This window comes from Aequorivita antarctica (genome assembly GCF_007997155.1).
GTDB classification, from domain to species: Bacteria; Bacteroidota; Bacteroidia; order Flavobacteriales; family Flavobacteriaceae; genus Aequorivita; species Aequorivita antarctica.
On the sequence record NZ_VORT01000001.1, the window covers coordinates 541,453 to 560,834 of the forward strand.

Here is a 19,382-nt window from a genome sequence, read left to right on the forward strand (position 1 = left end):
ATTAGCTTTAAAAATATATGTCAGCACACGCACAGGTCCCCGCATTAGAAGATCATCACGATGATCACGGGCATCATCATAAACAAACCTTTGTAACTAAATATATATTTAGTACAGATCATAAAATGATCTCAAAACAATATATGATTACCGGTATATTTATGGGTGTCATCGGAATTTTGATGTCTTTATTGTTCAGGTTGCAACTAGCTTGGCCAGACCACAAGTTTACTATTTTTGAGATATTCCTCGGAAAATGGGGAACAGATGGGGTTATGGATCCAAGTGTTTACTTGGCCTTGGTGACAATTCACGGAACCATAATGGTGTTTTTTGTTTTGACAGCTGGATTGAGCGGAACCTTTAGTAATCTACTTATCCCACTTCAAATTGGAGCAAGAGACATGGCTTCTGGCTTCCTTAATATGGTTTCCTATTGGTTGTTCTTTATATCTAGTGTAATAATGCTAGGATCACTATTTGTTGAAGCAGGACCGGCTTCTGCGGGATGGACAATCTACCCTCCTTTAAGTGCATTGCCTCAAGCAATACCTGGATCTGGTGCAGGTATGACTTTGTGGTTAATTTCCATGGCAATATTTATTGCAGCATCATTATTGGGCTCTCTTAACTTTATTGTTACAGTGCTTAACCTGAGGACTAAAGGAATGTCCATGACCAGACTTCCACTTACAATTTGGTCATTCTTTTTAACCGCAATTATTGGTGTTGTTTCTTTTCCGGTTCTTTTTTCAGCAGCTCTGATGTTGATTATGGATAGAAGTTTCGGTACATCCTTCTTCCTCTCGGATATTTATATAGCTGGGGAAGTATTGCATCACCAAGGTGGTTCGCCAGTTTTGTTTGAACACCTTTTCTGGTTCTTAGGACACCCAGAAGTTTACATCGTGATTCTTCCCGCAATGGGAATCGTTTCCGAAGTCATGGCTACTAACTCACGAAAACCTATTTTCGGTTATCGAGCCATGGTCGCTTCCCTATTAAGCATTGCTTTCCTTTCTACAATTGTATGGGGGCACCATATGTTTATTTCAGGAATGAACCCATTCTTAGGATCGGTATTTACATTTACAACGCTTCTTATTGCAATTCCTTCTGCAGTAAAATCTTTTAACTGGATAACCACACTGTGGCGTGGAAAACTACAAATGAACGTAGCAATGCTATGGAGTATAGCATTTGTATCTACCTTTATTACTGGAGGTTTAACAGGTATTATCATGGGTGATAGTGCTTTGGATATTAACATTCACGATACCTATTTCATTGTAGCTCACTTCCACTTGGTAATGGGTATTTCTGCCGCTTACGGCTTTTTGGCTGGGGTGTATCATTGGTTCCCAAAAATGTTTGAAGGTAGAATGATGAACAAAAAATTGGGCTATATCCACTTTTGGGTAACTGCCATTGGTGCCTACGGAATATTTCTTCCAATGCACTTTGTTGGATTGGCGGGGCTTCCTCGTAGATACTATACCAATACCAACTTCCCTTATTTTGATGATTTAGCAGATATCAATGTGGTTATGACCATTTTTGCTATCATTACAATATCAGCCCAAGTGATCTTTCTATACAACTTTATCCACTCTATGTTCTTTGGAAAAATAGGCCCAAAAAACCCTTGGAATTCCACTACTTTAGAATGGACTGCCGAAGTGAAACACATCCACGGAAACTGGGATGGTCCAATTCCACATGTTTACCGTTGGTCTTATGACTATAGCAAGTTGAATAAAGACGAAACCGATTTCGTGATTCCGGGACAAGACTTTATTCCTCAGCATGTTCCGTTACAGGACAACGAAGATGAATTAGATCATTAATAAAACAAGTACATAAACCACAATCAAGCCCTTTCAATTTTGAAAGGGCTTTTTGCTTCTACGTAATTTTTAAGTAGGACTACGTAGAAAGAATTTTAAAGCAATACACTATCTTTGAACTGTTGAGTTTATAATAAGTAGGAAGTGAGGAACCTACCATTTATTTCACTTGGTCGTCTAAATCTAATTTAGGCGGCCTTTTTTTATTTTTCAAATTTATAAACTTCCTATTCTATCTGCTTCAAAACTATAGAAGTGATACCAAGTGTTTTCCTATATTTGTGTTATGAACGAAAACCTCGATCCCACCGGAGAAAACCTCTCGCCACAGGAATTGGATATTGAAAAAAAACTACGCCCACTTAGTTTTGACGATTTCACAGGGCAGGATCAGGCTTTGGAAAATCTTCAAATATTTGTGCAAGCCGCAAACTTGCGCAGCGAAGCGTTGGATCATACTCTTTTTCACGGTCCTCCAGGTTTGGGAAAAACCACCCTTGCGTATATTCTTGCGAATGAATTGAATGTAAACATTAGGGTTACCTCGGGCCCAGTTCTAGACAAGCCAGGCGATCTTGCTGGATTACTTACGAATCTGGAAGAACGCGATGTGCTATTTATTGATGAAATTCACCGTTTAAGCCCTATTGTTGAAGAATATCTTTACTCGGCAATGGAAGATTATAAAATTGATATTATGATTGAATCCGGGCCCAATGCCCGTTCGGTTCAAATTAATCTCAATCCTTTTACCCTTATTGGAGCAACTACGCGTTCAGGATTGTTAACTGCGCCTATGCGTGCACGTTTCGGAATCTCTTCGAGATTACAATATTATACTACAGAATTACTCACCACAATTTTACAGCGAAGCGCAGGAATTTTAAACGTTCCCATTACTATGGAAGCGGCAATAGAAATTGCGGGTAGAAGTAGGGGAACACCGCGAATTGCAAATGCCCTTTTACGCAGAATCCGTGACTTTGCGCAAATAAAAGGAAACGGAAAGATTGATATTCAAATCGCAAGATTTGGTTTGGAAGCTTTACACGTAGATGCACACGGCTTGGACGAAATGGACAATAGAATTCTTAGAACAATCATCGAAAAATTTAAAGGCGGCCCCGTTGGAATTACTACAATAGCAACAGCCGTTTCTGAAAGTCCCGAAACTATTGAAGAGGTTTATGAACCGTTTTTAATCCAACAAGGTTTTATAATGCGAACTCCACGTGGACGTGAAGTTACCGAAGCTGCTTACAAGCATCTCGGTAAATTGAAAGGCCCAACACAGGGCGGATTGTTTTAGATTGAAATGTCTCCCCGAGCCGCAGTCGAGGGGTAATTTTAAATTAACTTGAGGTATCGACTGCGCTCGACCAAACATTAAAAATGCCAGAAAAAAAAATCCCCTCAGTTTCTGTTTTCCGCTTTTTAATACATTCCACAAATATTATTAAAAACCCCCTGCCATTTCATCATAAAAATTTTGAATTGCATGGAGATACTTTTCGTTTAAAATTGGGTTTTGGAAAATCCGTGATCTTTTCAAGGGATCCGGGATTTGCTCAATATGCACTTCAGAAAAACCATAAAAATTATACAAAATCGCCTATCCAAACTCGTGATCTTTCAAAATACGTAGGTTTTGGACTGCTCACTTCGGAAGGGGAGCTTTGGCAAAAGCAGCGCAAACTTATACAGCCCGCTTTTCATAAAAAACAATTAATAAATTTGTTGGAAACCATTCAGGCCGCCATTAAAACCGAACTCAGAAAAATAGAAATAGATAAACCGATGGATGTTTTTCCAATGTTTAACGATCTTGCCTTCCAAACAGTTGTACAATCACTTTTCAGCAGCGCGGTAAATCAAAAGGAAATAAATAAACTTCAACATATAACAGAATCCGCCCAAAAAATGCTCGTAAAGGAATTGCGCCAACCGCATCTTGGGTGGTGGTTTATACTCAGTGGAAAAATAAAAAAACATATTTCTGAAACTCAAGAAGCCCGAAACATTTTAAAAAAACTGGTCAATGAAAGGAAGCAAAGCGGAAAACGGGAAGATGATCTGCTGGATATGCTTTTGGATGCACGTTATGAAGATGGAATGCCAATGGAAATGGAACAACTTGTTGACGAAATACTTATTTTATTTGTTGCCGGCCACGAAACCACATCAAACGCTCTTACTTTTACTTGCGAATTATTGGCCCGAAACCCAGAAATTCAAGAAAAACTTTATTCAGAAATAATTGAAGCAAAAGAGAATTCAGAAACTTTGATGGAGTTTATAAAAAATTGCTCCTTCACAAAAAATGTAATTGAAGAATCATTGCGACTTTATCCGCCAGCCTATTTTATTGACCGTGTAAATATTGAAGTAGACGAATTTAATGGAATGAAAATTCCGAAAAATTCAAGTTTGTTATTTTCTTTATTAGAAATCCACACCAATCCTGCAAATTGGGAGGAACCCCAAAAGTTTAAACCGGAGCGTTTTTCAGAAGGTAAACCCAATCATTTTTCTGGACAATATTTTCCTTTTGGCGCGGGTCCGCGAATGTGTATTGGTAATAATTTTGCGATGTATGAAATGGTTTTGGCCATTGCAGAAATTATGGGGAAATATAAGATTTCTGAAAAGTTAACGCCCATCGAAATAAAACCACTAATTACTTTAAAGCCAAAAAACGCTACATTGAAATTCAATTTAAGATAGTTTAGTGATTCAAAATCCTTTAAAATATTCGCAATTGATAAAAGTCGAGGCCAAACGCTTGGGTTTCATTTCCTGCGGAATAAGCAAAGCAGAATTTTTGGAAGAAGAAGCGCCGCGTCTTGAAAACTGGCTTAACAAAAATATGAATGGCGAAATGGCCTATATGGAAAACCATTTCGACAAAAGACTTGACCCAACAATTTTGGTTCCCGATTCCAAAAGTGTTATTTCTTTATTGCTGAATTATTTCCCTTCTGAAATACAAACTTCTGAAACCTATAAAATTTCAAAATACGCTTACGGCACCGATTATCACTTCATCATAAAAGCTAAATTGAAGCAGTTGATGGATTTCATTTCCGAAGAAATAGGGGAAGTTCACGGTCGGGCTTTTGTAGATTCAGCACCGGTTTTAGACAAGGCTTGGGCTGCCAAAAGCGGTTTGGGTTGGATTGGGAAACACAGCAATTTGCTTACAAAACAGTTGGGCTCCTTTTATTTTATTGCTGAATTGATAATCGATCTCGATTTGGAATACGATACGCCCGTAACCGATCATTGCGGAAGCTGCACAGCCTGTATTGACGCTTGTCCAACACAAGCAATCGTTGCTGATAAAGTAGTGGACGGCAGTAAGTGCATTTCATATTTTACGATTGAATTGAAAAACGAAATCCCAACTTCACAAAAAGGTCACTTTGAAGATTGGATGTTCGGCTGCGATATTTGCCAAGATGTATGCCCGTGGAACCGTTTCAGTAAACTACACAGCGAACCGATTTTTAACCCACACCCTGAAATGCTTTCTATGACCAAGAAAGACTGGGAAGAAATCACTGAGGAGGTTTTTCAAAAACTTTTTAAAAATAGCGCAGTGAAACGAACCAAATTTTCAGGATTACAGCGAAATATTAATTTTTTGAAAGATTAATTATACATAACAGTTCGTGGCTTTCCAATCTGAAAGTCCTGAAAACCAAAATCGTCACTTTCAAAAGCATTGGTTTTAAAAACATTATTTCCCTCTTCGGGCATTTGTGGAAAATAGGCCAAGGAGAGTTGAAAGGAACTGAATACCAAATAGTCGTTACGAATAATGCAGCCCACGCCAAAAGAAGAATATATAGAGTTGCGTCCCCAACTGCGGTTGTTTTCAGCCAGCATTCCCACCGACATATTTAGAAAAGGGTTGAAATGAAACCCTAATAATTCCCAAGGCGCATAAAATTGTGTTTGCAGCTTAATTACATATTTTGATGTCCCTACCTCGCGACTTTCAAAACCTTGAATGTTTCCGTTTCTATAGTCCAGATATAGATTGCCGTAAACTCCATTAAAATCTGAGTTTTCATTAAGGCTTAACCTATCACCTACAGAATTTAATCTATTAATGCCAATAACAATTTGTGGTTTTATAAACTGTCTCATCTTCCATTTACTGCCCAACGAAATAAGGTGTGAGAAATAACTTGCCTGAAAACTGTATGTGGTTTGCTCTGTTTTTGAATGGTTGAAGAAGCTTCCCAATTCAAAGTTCATACTCAAAAACCCCCATTTAAAATAGTTGCCGTAGGAAGCCTTTGCGCCAAGATACAATCTGTTTGACCGATTTTTATTTTGAATTCCACCAGTTAGGGAGTAAATAAGCCCTATGGGCACATCTTCCGTAATGCCATCATTAAATATATAACTATCTTCCACAAATTGGCGTGAGGCAATACCAATGCTGCCCAAAAAAAACTTTTCGTCCGAAAAAAAGCGGATACTATCATATTCTAAGGTGGGGAAGGTTTTATAATCTACTAACAAGGCACGTGCGCTTATAATTAGATTGGTAGTGCGTTCTTTTTCAGAATTTCCTTTAAACATCCGAAAGGAATGTCCGCCCCAATAATCTTGTGTACTGAATTTGAAATTTTGATTAACATAAGCCAATGTATCATTCTGAAGTTCTCTTGCCAAGTAGCGTTCCTGCAAAAATAGTCCCCCCGCCCATCGTGTTAATGGAGAATAAAACATTCTGTCCAAGGCTATTGTTTTTTCATAATAGTCTTCATAGTCAATTGCATAACTTCCCGTGGCACTAATGAAGGTGTTTTTAAAATTCGGAACTGTATACCTTGCTTCATAAGCGTAATTGCCATCCTCTAAGCGTTTTGAATACCCAATTCTAAACTGATGCCCCGTCCCAATAAAGCTGCGCTCTCTTAAATTAAGCTTGGTCTGTGTGCCTGAAAGTTGTGCTTTTGCAATAATGCTCCAAGAATCCAAAACGGTTATGGAAATATCTACCGAATCTTGGGCTGAAGAAACAAACTCTGGCGAAATTTTAACCTCACGAATGTAATTTTCAGCGCGCAACAAGCGTTCGGATTCCTCCATTAAAAGTGTGTCCAATGGTTGGTTTTCCTTTAAAAGCAAAAAATTTCGAATAGCCAGTTTTTTTGATTTAATATGCAGGGCATTTCCGGTTTTTTCGAGCCAGCTATTGGCAACCTCGGTGCTATCTGTAAAGGAATACCCAAACGGGTCTTTAGTGTCTATGGTTATATTCCGAATTATTTTCCCTTCAAACTTTTTGTAATCTGGGCTTTCCACTGGGATAGGCGCTCTTTTGGATTTTGGAACTTTGGGCCTAAAGATCCATCGGTGGACCATTTTAGTATACTTACTTTTTTTGGAATAAGTTTCTATTTTGTTATATAGATACGTACTATCCTGTGCCGTTTTCTTGTCCTGTGCAGAAAGCTGGAGGCAAGAAGCGAATGCAAATAAAAAAAATAAAAAGCGAGTCGGTTTCAATTCTTCTATTAAATAGCGGTTAAGACTCAAAAGTATTGAAACCTATTTTGATTATATAAAAAATCATGGAAAGTTAGATTTTAATTTTCTTAGCGAAAACGTAAGTCTTAATTTGTGTTTTCGATTCTTTCAAAACCCGTACCTTTGATTTTACTTCTCGAGTTCTACTATATCGAGTTGATTTTATTAAAAAAACCAAAAGAAATATGAGCAAGCAAAGCAAACGCCGCGAGGCCTTATTATATCACGCAAAACCAAAACCGGGTAAAATTCAAGTTGTTCCCACGAAAAGTTATTCTACACAACGTGATCTTTCTTTGGCGTATTCGCCTGGCGTTGCAGATCCTTGTCTTGAGATTGAAAAGGATACTAATAATGTTTATAAATATACAAACAAAGGAAACTTAGTTGCTGTAATTTCGAATGGAACTGCCGTTTTGGGTTTGGGTAACATTGGGCCCGAAGCCTCTAAACCTGTGATGGAGGGAAAAGCATTGCTGTTCAAAATCTTTGCAGATATTGACGTTTTCGATATTGAAGTAAATACTGAAAATATTGATGAATTCATTGCAACAGTAAAAAACATCGCCCCAACCTTCGGCGGAATAAATTTAGAGGACATAAAAGCTCCCGAAGCTTTCGAAATTGAAAGAAGACTTAAAGAAGAGCTGAATATTCCAGTAATGCATGACGACCAGCATGGAACGGCAATCATTTCATCAGCTGCACTACTCAATGCCTTGGAAATTTCTGAAAAAAAGATTGAAGATGTTTCAATAGTAATTAGCGGTGCAGGTGCTGCGGCAATTTCGTGTACGCGACTTTACAAAGCCTTTGGCGCAAAGACTGAAAATATTGTAATGCTAGATAGCAAAGGCGTTATCCGTAAAGACCGTGAAAGCCTTTCCGAAGAAAAAGCAGAGTTTGCAACACATCGAAAAATTGATACTTTGGATGAAGCTATGAAAGATGCCGATGTGTTTTTAGGCCTTTCTGTTAAAGATATAGTTACGCCCGAGATGCTGCTAAGTATGGCGCCTAATCCTATCGTTTTTGCAATGGCAAATCCTGACCCTGAGATTGAATACGATTTGGCGGTGAAAACACGAAAGGATATCATTATGGCAACTGGCCGTAGCGACCATCCTAACCAAGTGAACAATGTACTTGGATTCCCGTTCATTTTCCGCGGAGCGCTTGATGTTAGAGCTACAAAAATAAACGAAGCCATGAAAATGGCAGCAGTAAAAGCCTTGGCGGAATTAGCCAAAGAGCCTGTGCCTGAACAAGTAAATATTGCTTACGGAGAAACGAAACTCACTTTTGGGAAGGAATACATCATCCCTAAGCCTTTTGACCCACGTTTGATTACCAATGTTCCACCTGCTGTGGCAAAAGCTGCTATGGAAAGTGGTGTTGCAACTACAGAAATCACTGATTGGGCAAAATATCAAGATGAACTTAGCGAACGCATGGGCAGCGATAATAAAATCATTCGCTTGTTGGTGAATCGCGCAAAATTGAACCCGAAACGAATTGTTTTTGCGGAGGCAGATCATTTGGATGTTTTAAAAGCCGCGCAGATAGTTCATGAAGAAGGTATCGGTATTCCTGTTTTGTTGGGAAGAAAGGATATCATTCTCGAATTAATGAAGCAAATCGATTTTGACGACGATATTGAAATTATTGACCCGAAAAGTGACGAACATACTGATAAGCTTCAACATTACGCCCAAAAACTTTGGGAAAAGCGAAGAAGAAGCGGTATTTCACTTTACACTGCTGAAAAGTTGGTGCGCGAACGAAATTATTTTGCTGGAATGATGCTCAGCGAAGGCGATGTGGATTGTATGATTTCTGGATATGCACGTTCCTATCCTTCGGTAGTGATTCCCGTTTTTGAAACCGTGGGAAGATTTGAGGGAGTTACCAAAGTAGCGACCACCAACTTGATGCTTACCAAGCGTGGCCCATTGTTTTTTTCAGATACTTCCATAAATATTGATCCAACAGCGAAGGAGCTTGCCAAGATTGCGCAAATGACGAATCATACAATGAAAATGTTCGGTTTGCAACCCGTAATCGCTATGATTTCGTATGCCAACTTTGGTTCTTCCAAAGATCCGCACGCAACAAAAGTTCGTGAGGCTGTGGATTTGCTTCACAAAAGCAATCCAGATATGATTGTAGATGGTGAACTGCAAGCCGATTTTGCTTTAAACCCAGAATTACTTCAAAAGAAATTTCCCTTTTCAAAGTTGGCAGGTAAAAAAGTGAACGCGCTTATTTTTCCAAATCTTGATTCAGCAAACAGTAATTATAAATTGTTGAAAGAACTTAATAATGTTGAATCCATTGGCCCCATTATGTTGGGAATGCGTAAACCAGTACATATTCTGCAGTTAGGCGCCAGTGTAGAAGAAATGGTAAATATGTCTGCAGTTGCGGTTGTAGATGCACAGCAAAAAGAGAGGCGAGCAAGGGAGGAAAGGAAGTGAGAAAATGCATACTTTTCCGCTCAATATTTTCATAAAAACCCCAATGGCTGTTGCAAATAATTATGCTATATTTGACCCTTTAAGTTTTCGTTAACATATGATAACCCATATACAGGGCAGATTAGTTGAAAAGAACCCGACCGACGTAGTGATAGATTGCAATGGAGTAGGGTACTTTATTAATATTTCGTTGCACACATTTTCCGAACTCCCCACTAGTGAAAATGTTAAACTATTTACTCATTTGCTTGTTCGGGAAGATGCCCATACATTGTACGGTTTTTCAAGTGTAGCGGAACGTGAAATATTTAAGTTGTTGATTAGCGTTTCTGGAGTGGGGGCGAGTATCGCAAGAACGATGCTATCATCATTAGCACCTGAGCAAGTTTTGGATGCTATTTCTTTAAACGACATAGCAACAATTCAATCAGTGAAAGGAATAGGGGCCAAGACCGCACAGCGCGTTGTTTTGGATTTAAAAGATAAGATTTTAAAAGTATACGGTTTGTCGTCTATTTCTGCCGGATCGAGCAATACGAACAAAAATGAAGCGTTATCTGCTTTGGAGACCTTGGGCTTTGTTCGTAAACAGTCTGAAAAAGCGGTAGATGCCATTGTGAAAGAAAACCCACAGGCTTCGGTAGAAATGATCATTAAACAAGCTTTAAAAAATTTGTAAAATTTGAAGGCAAAAAATTACGTTTATAAGGGTGGCTTTTTTAAGCTTTTAGCAATAGTAAGTTTCATTCTGGTCAGCAATATTTCTCTGGCACAGGACTCAACAGCAATCGGAAACGAGATGGGAAGAATGGATCTTCCCAACCCCACCAGCATCCAGGATTTATATACTTATGATCCTATTACGGATAGGTATATTTATACCCAAACCTTGGGTAGTTTTAATATAACCTACCCCATTATTCTTACGCCTCAAGAATACCAGCGCCTCATTCAAGAGGAGCAGATGAAGGCATATTTCAAACAAAAAATTGATGCAGCTGATGGTAGAAAAGAAGGTTCTGAGGAAGAACAGAAAAATCTACTTCCAACTTTTTATGTGAATTCAAACTTCTTTGAATCCGTTTTTGGCGGAAATACCATCGAAGTAATCCCCCAGGGTTCCGTTGAGATGGACCTTGGTTTGCTTTACACCAAACAGGATAATCCTGCCTATTCCCCAAGAAACCGAAGCAACTTCTCTTTCGATTTTGACCAAAGAATTAGTTTAAGTCTATTGGCAAAAGTGGGAACAAGACTTCAGGTTACCGCAAATTACGACACCGAAAGTACTTTTGATTTCCAGAATCAAATAAAACTGGAATACACCCCAACAGAAGACGATATCATTCAAAAAATTGAAGTGGGTAATGTAAGCATGCCGCTGAACAGCTCATTAATTCAAGGGGCACAAAGCCTTTTCGGGGTAAAAACACAACTTCAGTTTGGTAAAACCACCATAACAGGAGTTTTCTCTGAGCAAAAATCGGAAACAAGAACAGTTACCGCCGAAGGTGGTGCTACCATTACGGATTATGAACTTTTCGCCTTAGATTATGACGACAACCGCCACTTCTTTTTGTCACACTATTTTAGAGACAATTATGATCGTGCTTTAAAACAATATCCGTTCATCAATAGTAACGTCCAGATTACCCGAATGGAAGTTTGGATAACCAACCGAACCAGCCGTACCGAAAACGTACGAAACATTGTAGCAGTGCAGGATATTGGTGAATCCGATCCAACAAATATTGGATTGAATACTCCTCCAGGGGGCTTTATTAGAGCATCCCAAAATGCGTATCCAGATAATGCGAACAACCTTTTTAATCCCTTTGGTATAAACGGAGGGACACCATCATTGTTAAACCCAGCAATCCGAGATATAGCTAGTGTAGAGCAAGGGTTCACAGGTGTTCAAGTAAATGAGGGGACGGACTATGTTACACTTGAAAACGCCCGAAGATTAGATTCAGGTGAATATTCCCTTAACTCACAATTAGGTTACATATCATTGAATCAACGTTTGACCAATGATGAGGTGTTGGCTATTTCGTTTCAATTTACCGTTAATGGAAAGGTTTATCAAGTGGGTGAATTTTCCAATGATGGTGTAGAAGCAAACGGCGGCACAAATAACAATGGCGGTGGCGGTGGAAATCCTCCAGGCGGAGAAGTTGGACTTGCCCAAAACCTTGTTGTAAAACTTCTGAAGAGCAGTATTACCAATGTACAAGAGCCAGCTTGGGACTTGATGATGAAAAACATCTACCCAATTGGCGCATACCAACTTGAAAAAGAAGATTTTAGACTGAATATACTTTATACAGATCCTTCACCGCTTAACTATATAGAACAAGCTCAAGGAGGGCCAGAACTTCCCGATGATGTGAAGAATCAAATTCTTTTAAAGGTATTCAATGTTGACAGGTTAAACTTTACCAATGATCCGGTGCAAGATGGCGATGGTTTCTTTGATTTTCTTCCGGGAATAACAGTAGATGCACAAAACGGACGGATTATTTTTACAACTGTAGAACCTTTTGGAAAACACTTGTTTGATAAACTAAATGTACCCACCATACCAGCTACCTATTCTATGCCAGCTACCTACAACGCCAATCAAGCGAAGTACGTTTTCCGAACCCTTTATACGGGAACAAAAACACAGGCAGAACAGCAGGAAAGTGAGAAAAATAAATTTCAATTAAAGGGAAGTTACAAATCCACCGGCGCAGATGGAATTCCAATTGGGGCTTTCAATATTCCTCAAGGTTCGGTTACCGTAACCGCTGGAGGACGAACTTTGGTGGAAGGAGTTGATTATACCGTTAACTATCAATTGGGAAGGGTTCAGATTATAGATCCTGCATTGTTGAACAGCAACATTCCAATTTCTGTAAGTACGGAAAACAATTCACTTTTTGGACAACAGAGCAAACGTTTTACGGGCTTAAACGTGGAGCATAAGATTAGTGATGAATTTTTAGTGGGTGCAACCTACTTAAATCTTAACGAACGCCCATTAACTCAAAAATCATCTTATGGCGTAGAACCCATCAATAATAGTATTTACGGGATAAATTTAAATTATTCAACTGAGGTTCCATTCCTGACCAGAATGGTGAACCATCTACCAAATATTGATACGGATGTTGAATCCAATATTTCTTTGCGCGGCGAATTTGCATATTTAAACCCAGGCGCTCCAAAAGTTTCCGACTTCGATGGAAAAACTACCGTATATGTAGATGATTTTGAATCTTCGCAAACTGGAAACGATATAAGCACGCCATCTAGTTGGTTCTTGTCCAGTTCGCCAATTAATTACGGAGGTGAATTTGAAAATGAAAATCTTCAATATAACTTTAAGCGTGCAAAATTGGCATGGTACACTATTGACCCTATTTTTTACAGTAGCCAAAGACCGGAAGGCATTAACGACGAAGATCTTTCTTCTCCCTTTACCCGCCGCGTTTTTAGGGATGAAATTTTCCCTAACCAAGATATAATTCAAGGACAAACACAGGCCTTGTTCACTTTAGATTTGGCTTATTACCCATCACAGCGTGGAGAGTATAACTTTAGTCCAAATGCGAACGGCACTAATACACTTCAGAATCCACAAGACAATTTTGGAGGGATAATGAGACCCATTACCACCACCGACTTTGAAAAGTCAAATGTAGAATACATCCAGTTTTGGGTAATGGATCCTTTCATCTACGAAGAAAACAATGCAAACCCAGGGGGGACAATAAATTTTAACCTTGGAAGCATTTCGGAAGATGTGTTGAAAGACGGAAGAAAACAATACGAAAACGGATTGCCTAAAGATGGGGGGAATAACAATACAACTTATACAGCTTTTGGTAAGGTACCTACCAATCAATCTCTGGTTTATACCTTTGATTCCGAAGGACAGGAACGCCTAAATCAAGATATTGGATTGGATGGACTTAATGATATTGATGAATTAACTGATCCTATAAATCCTCAAAATGCAGCCTTAAGATCTGCTTTTGGTGGTTTACCCGATCCCGCAAATGACAACTATCAATACTTTCTGCAGGCAGATGGAAGTATTTTGGACCGATATCTAAAATATAATGGAACCCAAGGAAACTCTCCTGTAGAATTTTCAAATACTAATCGTGGTAGCACCGCACAACCAGATGTGGAAGATATAAATCGTGACAATAGCATGAACACGATTGACAGCTATTTTGAATACAATGTGCCTTTCAAAAACGTTAACGGCCAGCTGGATACCGATAACAACAAATATGTTACCGATGTAAAGTTACAACAAATAACCACCCCAGATAACAGCACTATCGACGTGCGTTGGGTACAATTTAAAGTTCCAATCAGTAAGCCTGATCAAGCTATAAATGGTATTTCAGACTTTAGATCTATCCGTTTTATGCGAATGTTCCTTTCACAGTTTTCACAAAAGACTGTATTGCGTTTTGGAACTTTGGAGCTGATTCGTGGCGATTACAGAAGATTCGAAAAAACATTAGACGATGTAACCTTTGAAGATCCTGCTAATGACGATACCCTTTTTGAAGTAGGATCGGTAAGCATTGAAGAAAACGAAAATCGCGAGCCTATTCCTTATGTATTGCCTCCAGGACTTGAGCGTGAACAGTTAAACAACAACAATAACATTATTCGCGAGAACGAGCAATCGCTTTCATTACGGGTTTGCGGTTTGGAACAAAATGACGGCCGCGCTGTTTATAAAAACTTTAATGTGGATATGCGCCAGTATAAAAACCTGGAAATGTTCATTCACGCAGAATCCATTATAGATAATATCAATTCAACAGAATTGCAGGACGGGCAGTTGGTAGCGTTCATGCGTTTGGGGAATGACCTTACTAATAACTATTACGAAGTTCAAATACCCTTAAATCCAACAAACTTTGGTGCCAGAAGTGCCGAGGAAATTTGGCCACTCGCGAACCGTTTAAATTTACCTTTGGAATTGCTTCAGCAAATAAAAACAAAAGTGCTTGGCGATCAAAGCTATGATCAAACCGAGGTGAACTTCTTTAACCAATCTGAACTTGATGGTGGTGGAACCAATGGCGAAAACGAATTGCGGATAGGTATAAAAGGAAATCCAAGTTTCGGAAACGTTCGTACTATTATGCTCGGTGTAAGAAACTCAACAAATGATGAGTTATGTGGTGAAGTTTGGTTCAACGAACTCAGGATGTCCGAACTTAAAAACAAAGGTGGCTGGGCAGCGGTAGTTAGTATGGATGCCAATATTGCAGATTTTGCGACAATTAGTGCCACAGGAAAAAGAAGTACTTTAGGTTTTGGTACCTTGGAGCAAGGTCCAAATCAAAGAAGCCGAGAAGACCTACAACAATATGATGTAGTTACAAACTTGAATATTGGACAACTATTGCCAAAAAAATGGGGCATTCAACTCCCATTCAATTATGGGCGTTCAGAAGAATTGATAACACCGCAATACGATCCCGAATTCCAGGATATAGAGTTAGAGACTAGACTGGACAACGCAGAAGATCAAGACGAAAAAGATAGGATAAAGAATCAATCAGTAAATTATACCAAGCGTGAAAGTGTAAACTTAATTGGAGTCCGTAAAGAACGGACAGGAGATTCCAAAGCTAAAGTGTATGATATAGAAAACTTTACAGGATCCTTTTCATACAACCAATTAGACCATCACGATTTTGAGGTGGAAGATGCACTAGAACAAAACGTTCGTGTAGGGGCAACTTATAATTACAACTTTATAGCAAAACCAGTAGAACCTTTCAAAAAGAATGATTCCATATTTATGGGGCAATACTGGAGGTTTATGAAAGATTTAAACTTTAATTACTTGCCTACCAATATTTCAGTAAGCTCTAACATTACACGACAGTACAACGAGCAGAAATTTAGGGAAATTGATTTGCAAGCTGGGAATATTGGTTTGCCAAGATTATATCAACGCAATTACCTTTTTGACTGGCAATACACCATCAATCACAACTTGACCAAATCATTGCGATTAAACTTCACGTCTTCAAATAACATGATTGTAAATAATTATTTGAGCGATGACGGTGTAGTTAACAACGAAATTGGTGTTTGGGACGGTTTCTTTGATGTGGGAGATCCAAACCAACATTTCCAATCTCTACAATTAAATTATGATTTACCGTTCAGCAAGTTTCCATTTCTAAAATTTGTTAGAGCTACCTATTCATATACTGGCGATTACCAATGGCAACGCGGAAGTGAACAGTTTAATAATTTGCCCATTGAGTTGAGTGATGGTACTGTAAATACTTATAATTTGGGTAACTCTATCCAGAATGCAAGCACACATCAAATTAACTCTAGCATAGATATGAATGGTTTTTACCGTTATGTTGGACTTACTAAAATTAAGAAGAGTAAGGCAAAAAAATCTTCTGCTGGTGAAGGTGACGAAAAAGGTAATGGCAAAGAAGGAAAAGAGAGTAGGGAAAGCAAATTGGAACCTGAAGGGAAAGGTGCTCTTTCAAATGGAAAAACCGGTTCTCCCAACGTTCTTGGAAAAGGTGCTGGAGGAGGCTTAAATACAGGTGATAAAGCATTGAATACCGCCATTGGTTTTGCAAGCATGCTGAAGAAAATACAATTCAACTATCAGGAAAACAACGGTATTTATTTACCCGGATACACACCATCCATTGGTTTTATCGGTACGCTTAAGCCAACTACTGGTTTTGTTTTCGGAAGTCAGGCTGAAGTTAGGGACCTGGCCGCCCGAAAAGGTTGGTTGACATTATATCCGGAATTTAACGAACAATATACAGAGGTTGAAAGTCGCCAAATGGACATTCAAGCTAATTTGGAGCCTATAAATGATTTGACTATTGACGTAAACGGAAGCAGGATTTATTCTGAAAACTATGCCGAAAATTATATTGTGCAGAACGACTTGTACAATTCGTTGACGCCAAATACCTTTGGTAACTTCAACATTTCAACAATCTTGATTAAAACCGCATTTAGTGCGAGTGATGAAATCAGTTCTGCTGCTTTTGATGAATTCCGAAGCAATAGATTGGTCATTGCAAACAGGCTTGCCGAAGATTACTATCAAGGTGGACCAATTCCTCGAGACACACTCGGATATCCAGTTGGTTTCGGAAGAAATAGTCAAGATGTCTTGCTGCCTTCCTTCCTTGCTGCATATAAAGGAAGTAATGCTTCCAAAGAAAAAACAGGAATTTTTAGAGACATACCACTTCCAAATTGGGACATTAAATACACCGGTTTGATGAACATTCCTTGGTTTAAGAAAAACTTCAAACGTTTTTCACTTGCCCATGGATATAGAGCCAGTTATACTGTGAATCAGTTTCAATCTAATTTAGATTATGATCCAAATAGTCCTGAAGCGCCAGACCAAGCAGGTAACTTTAAAGTAAAGACTTTATTGACTAATGTAAACTTGACAGAGCAATTTTCACCATTATTGCGCGTGGATTTTGAAATGAACAACTCAGTTAAAATCCTTGCCGAAATGCGAAAAGACCGAGCGCTTTCTATGAGCTTCGCCAACAACCTGCTTACCGAAATAAAAGGGAATGAATACATTGTTGGTCTTGGATACAGAGTCAAGGATCTGCGCATTTCAACTAACTTTGGCGGAAAGAAATCGGTAATAACTAGTGATTTGAACTTTAAGGTCGATCTTTCAAGAAGAGATAATATAACAATCGTTCGGTATTTAGATATTCAAAACAACCAAACCACGGCTGGTCAGACCATCTACGGCGCACAGCTTTCCATTGATTATGCTTTGAGCAAAAATCTAACGGCATTGTTCTATTACGACCATACATTCTCTAAATATGCCATCTCGACGGCATTCCCACAAACAACAATCAGAAGTGGATTTACCCTTCGTTATAACTTTGGAAACTAAGAATTTTATATATTAATTATTATGAATATACCATCAAATTTAAAATACACAAAGGACCACGAATGGGTTCTAATTGAAGGCGATTTAGCAACTATAGGAGTTACTGATTTTGCTCAGGGTGAGCTCGGCGATATTGTTTACGTAGAAGTTGAAACCGTTGGCGATACTATGGATAAAGATGAAGTATTCGGCACAGTTGAAGCAGTAAAAACGGTTTCAGATCTATTTTTGCCGCTATCTGGAGAAATCATAGAGTTCAACGATAACCTTGAATCTGAACCCGAAAAGGTCAATACTGATGCCTATGGCGAAGGTTGGATGATAAAGATCAAAATTTCAAATCCCGATGAAATAGCAGAACTATTGGATGATGCCGCATATAAAGAACTTATTGGGGGATAAGCCACTTTTGCTTATAGCAATATTTTACACTTGCTTTATTTCGGTTCTGTTCTTTATTCCTAGCCAAGATTTGCCGAAAGTCCAATTTTCAGCATTAGATAAAATAGTTCACAGTTTGATTTATTTTATATTGGTGAATCTTTGGATGCTGTATTTGTATATAAAAAACGACTTCCAATTTAACAATAAATGGATCTTGATTTTGTTACTTTCAGCACTGCTTTATGGCATAATAATTGAGATATTACAAGGGCTGTTAACAATTTCACGCAGTGCAGATATTTTTGATGTAGCCGCGAACTTTATAGGTTCATTGATTGGAATCTTTTTTTTCAAAAACATTAAAAATAAATTAAAAACTTAAAATTTCAATTAAGTTTTATATTGATTGATAATTTCTATATTTTAGCAACAAGTTAAACCCACTATTATGGAACCCAAAAAAAACCCGAAAGCAGACGTTAGTCGCAAAAGCATGCTTTTTTTCCAACTTGGAATGGTTGTTATGCTTTTCTTAGCTTGGCAAGCAATTGAATGGAAATCTTATGATAAATCCGATAATGACTTCGGAAAATTGGATGTAGGTGAAGATCTTGAAGAAGAAATTCCAATTACACAACAATTGACGCCACCGCCACCGCCACCACCGCCACCGCCAGCGCCAGAGGTTATTGAGGTTATGGAAGATGAAGTGGAAGAAGAAGAAACTGTAATTAAGTCTACCGAAGCAAAACAAGATGAAAAAATTGTTGAGGTTAAGGAGATTAGAGAAGAAGTTGTTGAAGAAGAAATCGCCGATGTTCCTTTCGCAGTAATTGAAAATGTGCCTATTTATCCAGGATGCGAGAATGAAAAAGGGAATGATGCAAAAAAGAAATGCATGTCCTCTAAAATTAGTGAGTTCATCAATAAAAAATTCAATACCGATTTGGCTTCAGATCTTGGTTTAGACGGTAGGCAACGTATTGCTGTTCAGTTTAAGATTGATAAAAACGGAAAGGTAATAGATGTTCGTGCCCGTGCTCCACACCCAAGATTGGAAAAGGAAGCCATTAGCGTAGTACAATCCTTGCCGAATATGACCCCAGGGAAACAACGTGGGAAACCAGTTGGGGTGCTTTATTCACTTCCAATAGTTTTCGATATTCAGTAAATAGT

At 38.5% G+C, this 19,382-nt stretch carries 11 protein-coding genes; 10 read left to right on the forward strand and 1 reads right to left on the reverse strand.

All coding sequences use genetic code 11. The features are described from left to right. Positions 1-17: 17 nt before the first annotated feature. The 4 genes from ESU54_RS02400 to queG all read left to right on the forward strand — a co-directional run bounded on the left by ESU54_RS02400 (position 18) and on the right by queG (position 5,502). Entirely contained in the window at positions 18-1,847 is a 1,830-nt protein-coding gene (locus ESU54_RS02400) for a cytochrome c oxidase subunit I (protein WP_111842715.1), read from the forward strand. A 286-nt stretch (positions 1,848-2,133) separates the two neighbouring features. After that, positions 2,134-3,156 (forward strand): Holliday junction branch migration DNA helicase RuvB, encoded by a 1,023-nt coding sequence (gene ruvB / locus ESU54_RS02405; RefSeq protein ID WP_111842714.1) that lies wholly within the window; start codon positions 2,134-2,136, stop codon positions 3,154-3,156. 83 nt (positions 3,157-3,239) lie between these two features. After that, on the forward strand, positions 3,240-4,571 hold the full coding sequence (locus tag ESU54_RS02410; RefSeq protein WP_111842713.1) for a cytochrome P450: 1,332 nt from the start codon (positions 3,240-3,242) through the stop codon (positions 4,569-4,571). A gap of 4 nt (positions 4,572-4,575) precedes the next feature. Beyond that, positions 4,576-5,502, forward strand: a complete 927-nt coding sequence (queG, locus tag ESU54_RS02415; protein WP_111842712.1) for a tRNA epoxyqueuosine(34) reductase QueG — start codon at positions 4,576-4,578, stop codon at positions 5,500-5,502. On the opposite strand, the gene ESU54_RS02420 is transcribed toward queG, so the two are convergent. Further along, entirely contained in the window at positions 5,499-7,403 is a 1,905-nt protein-coding gene (locus ESU54_RS02420; protein WP_235004449.1) for a hypothetical protein, read from the reverse strand. The two genes, queG and ESU54_RS02420, sit on opposite strands and share 4 nt — an antisense overlap. Before the next feature lie 176 nt (positions 7,404-7,579). Here ESU54_RS02420 and ESU54_RS02425 point away from each other — a divergent pair, with 176 nt between their 5' ends. From ESU54_RS02425 to ESU54_RS02450, 6 genes are all read left to right on the forward strand, one after another. After that, on the forward strand, positions 7,580-9,871 hold the full coding sequence (locus tag ESU54_RS02425) for an NADP-dependent malic enzyme (protein WP_111842711.1): 2,292 nt from the start codon (positions 7,580-7,582) through the stop codon (positions 9,869-9,871). Positions 9,872-9,968: 97 nt separating this feature from the next. Continuing rightward, positions 9,969-10,550: a Holliday junction branch migration protein RuvA gene (gene ruvA / locus ESU54_RS02430; protein ID WP_111842710.1), complete on the forward strand. Its 582-nt coding sequence runs from the start codon at positions 9,969-9,971 to the stop codon at positions 10,548-10,550. A 3-nt stretch (positions 10,551-10,553) separates the two neighbouring features. Next, a complete protein-coding gene (gene sov, locus ESU54_RS02435) occupies positions 10,554-17,822 on the forward strand; it encodes a T9SS outer membrane translocon Sov/SprA (protein ID WP_111842709.1) in 7,269 nt (2,422 codons plus the stop codon). A gap of 21 nt (positions 17,823-17,843) precedes the next feature. Beyond that, complete coding sequence (gene gcvH, locus ESU54_RS02440) at positions 17,844-18,224, forward strand: glycine cleavage system protein GcvH (protein WP_111842708.1); 381 nt, start codon at positions 17,844-17,846, stop codon at positions 18,222-18,224. Then, positions 18,193-18,588: a VanZ family protein gene (locus ESU54_RS18210; protein ID WP_394348860.1), complete on the forward strand. Its 396-nt coding sequence runs from the start codon at positions 18,193-18,195 to the stop codon at positions 18,586-18,588. The genes gcvH and ESU54_RS18210 overlap by 32 nt, the downstream gene beginning before the upstream one ends. Before the next feature lie 66 nt (positions 18,589-18,654). Next, entirely contained in the window at positions 18,655-19,377 is a 723-nt protein-coding gene (locus ESU54_RS02450; protein WP_111842706.1) for an energy transducer TonB, read from the forward strand. The last annotated feature ends 5 nt before the right edge of the window (positions 19,378-19,382 follow it).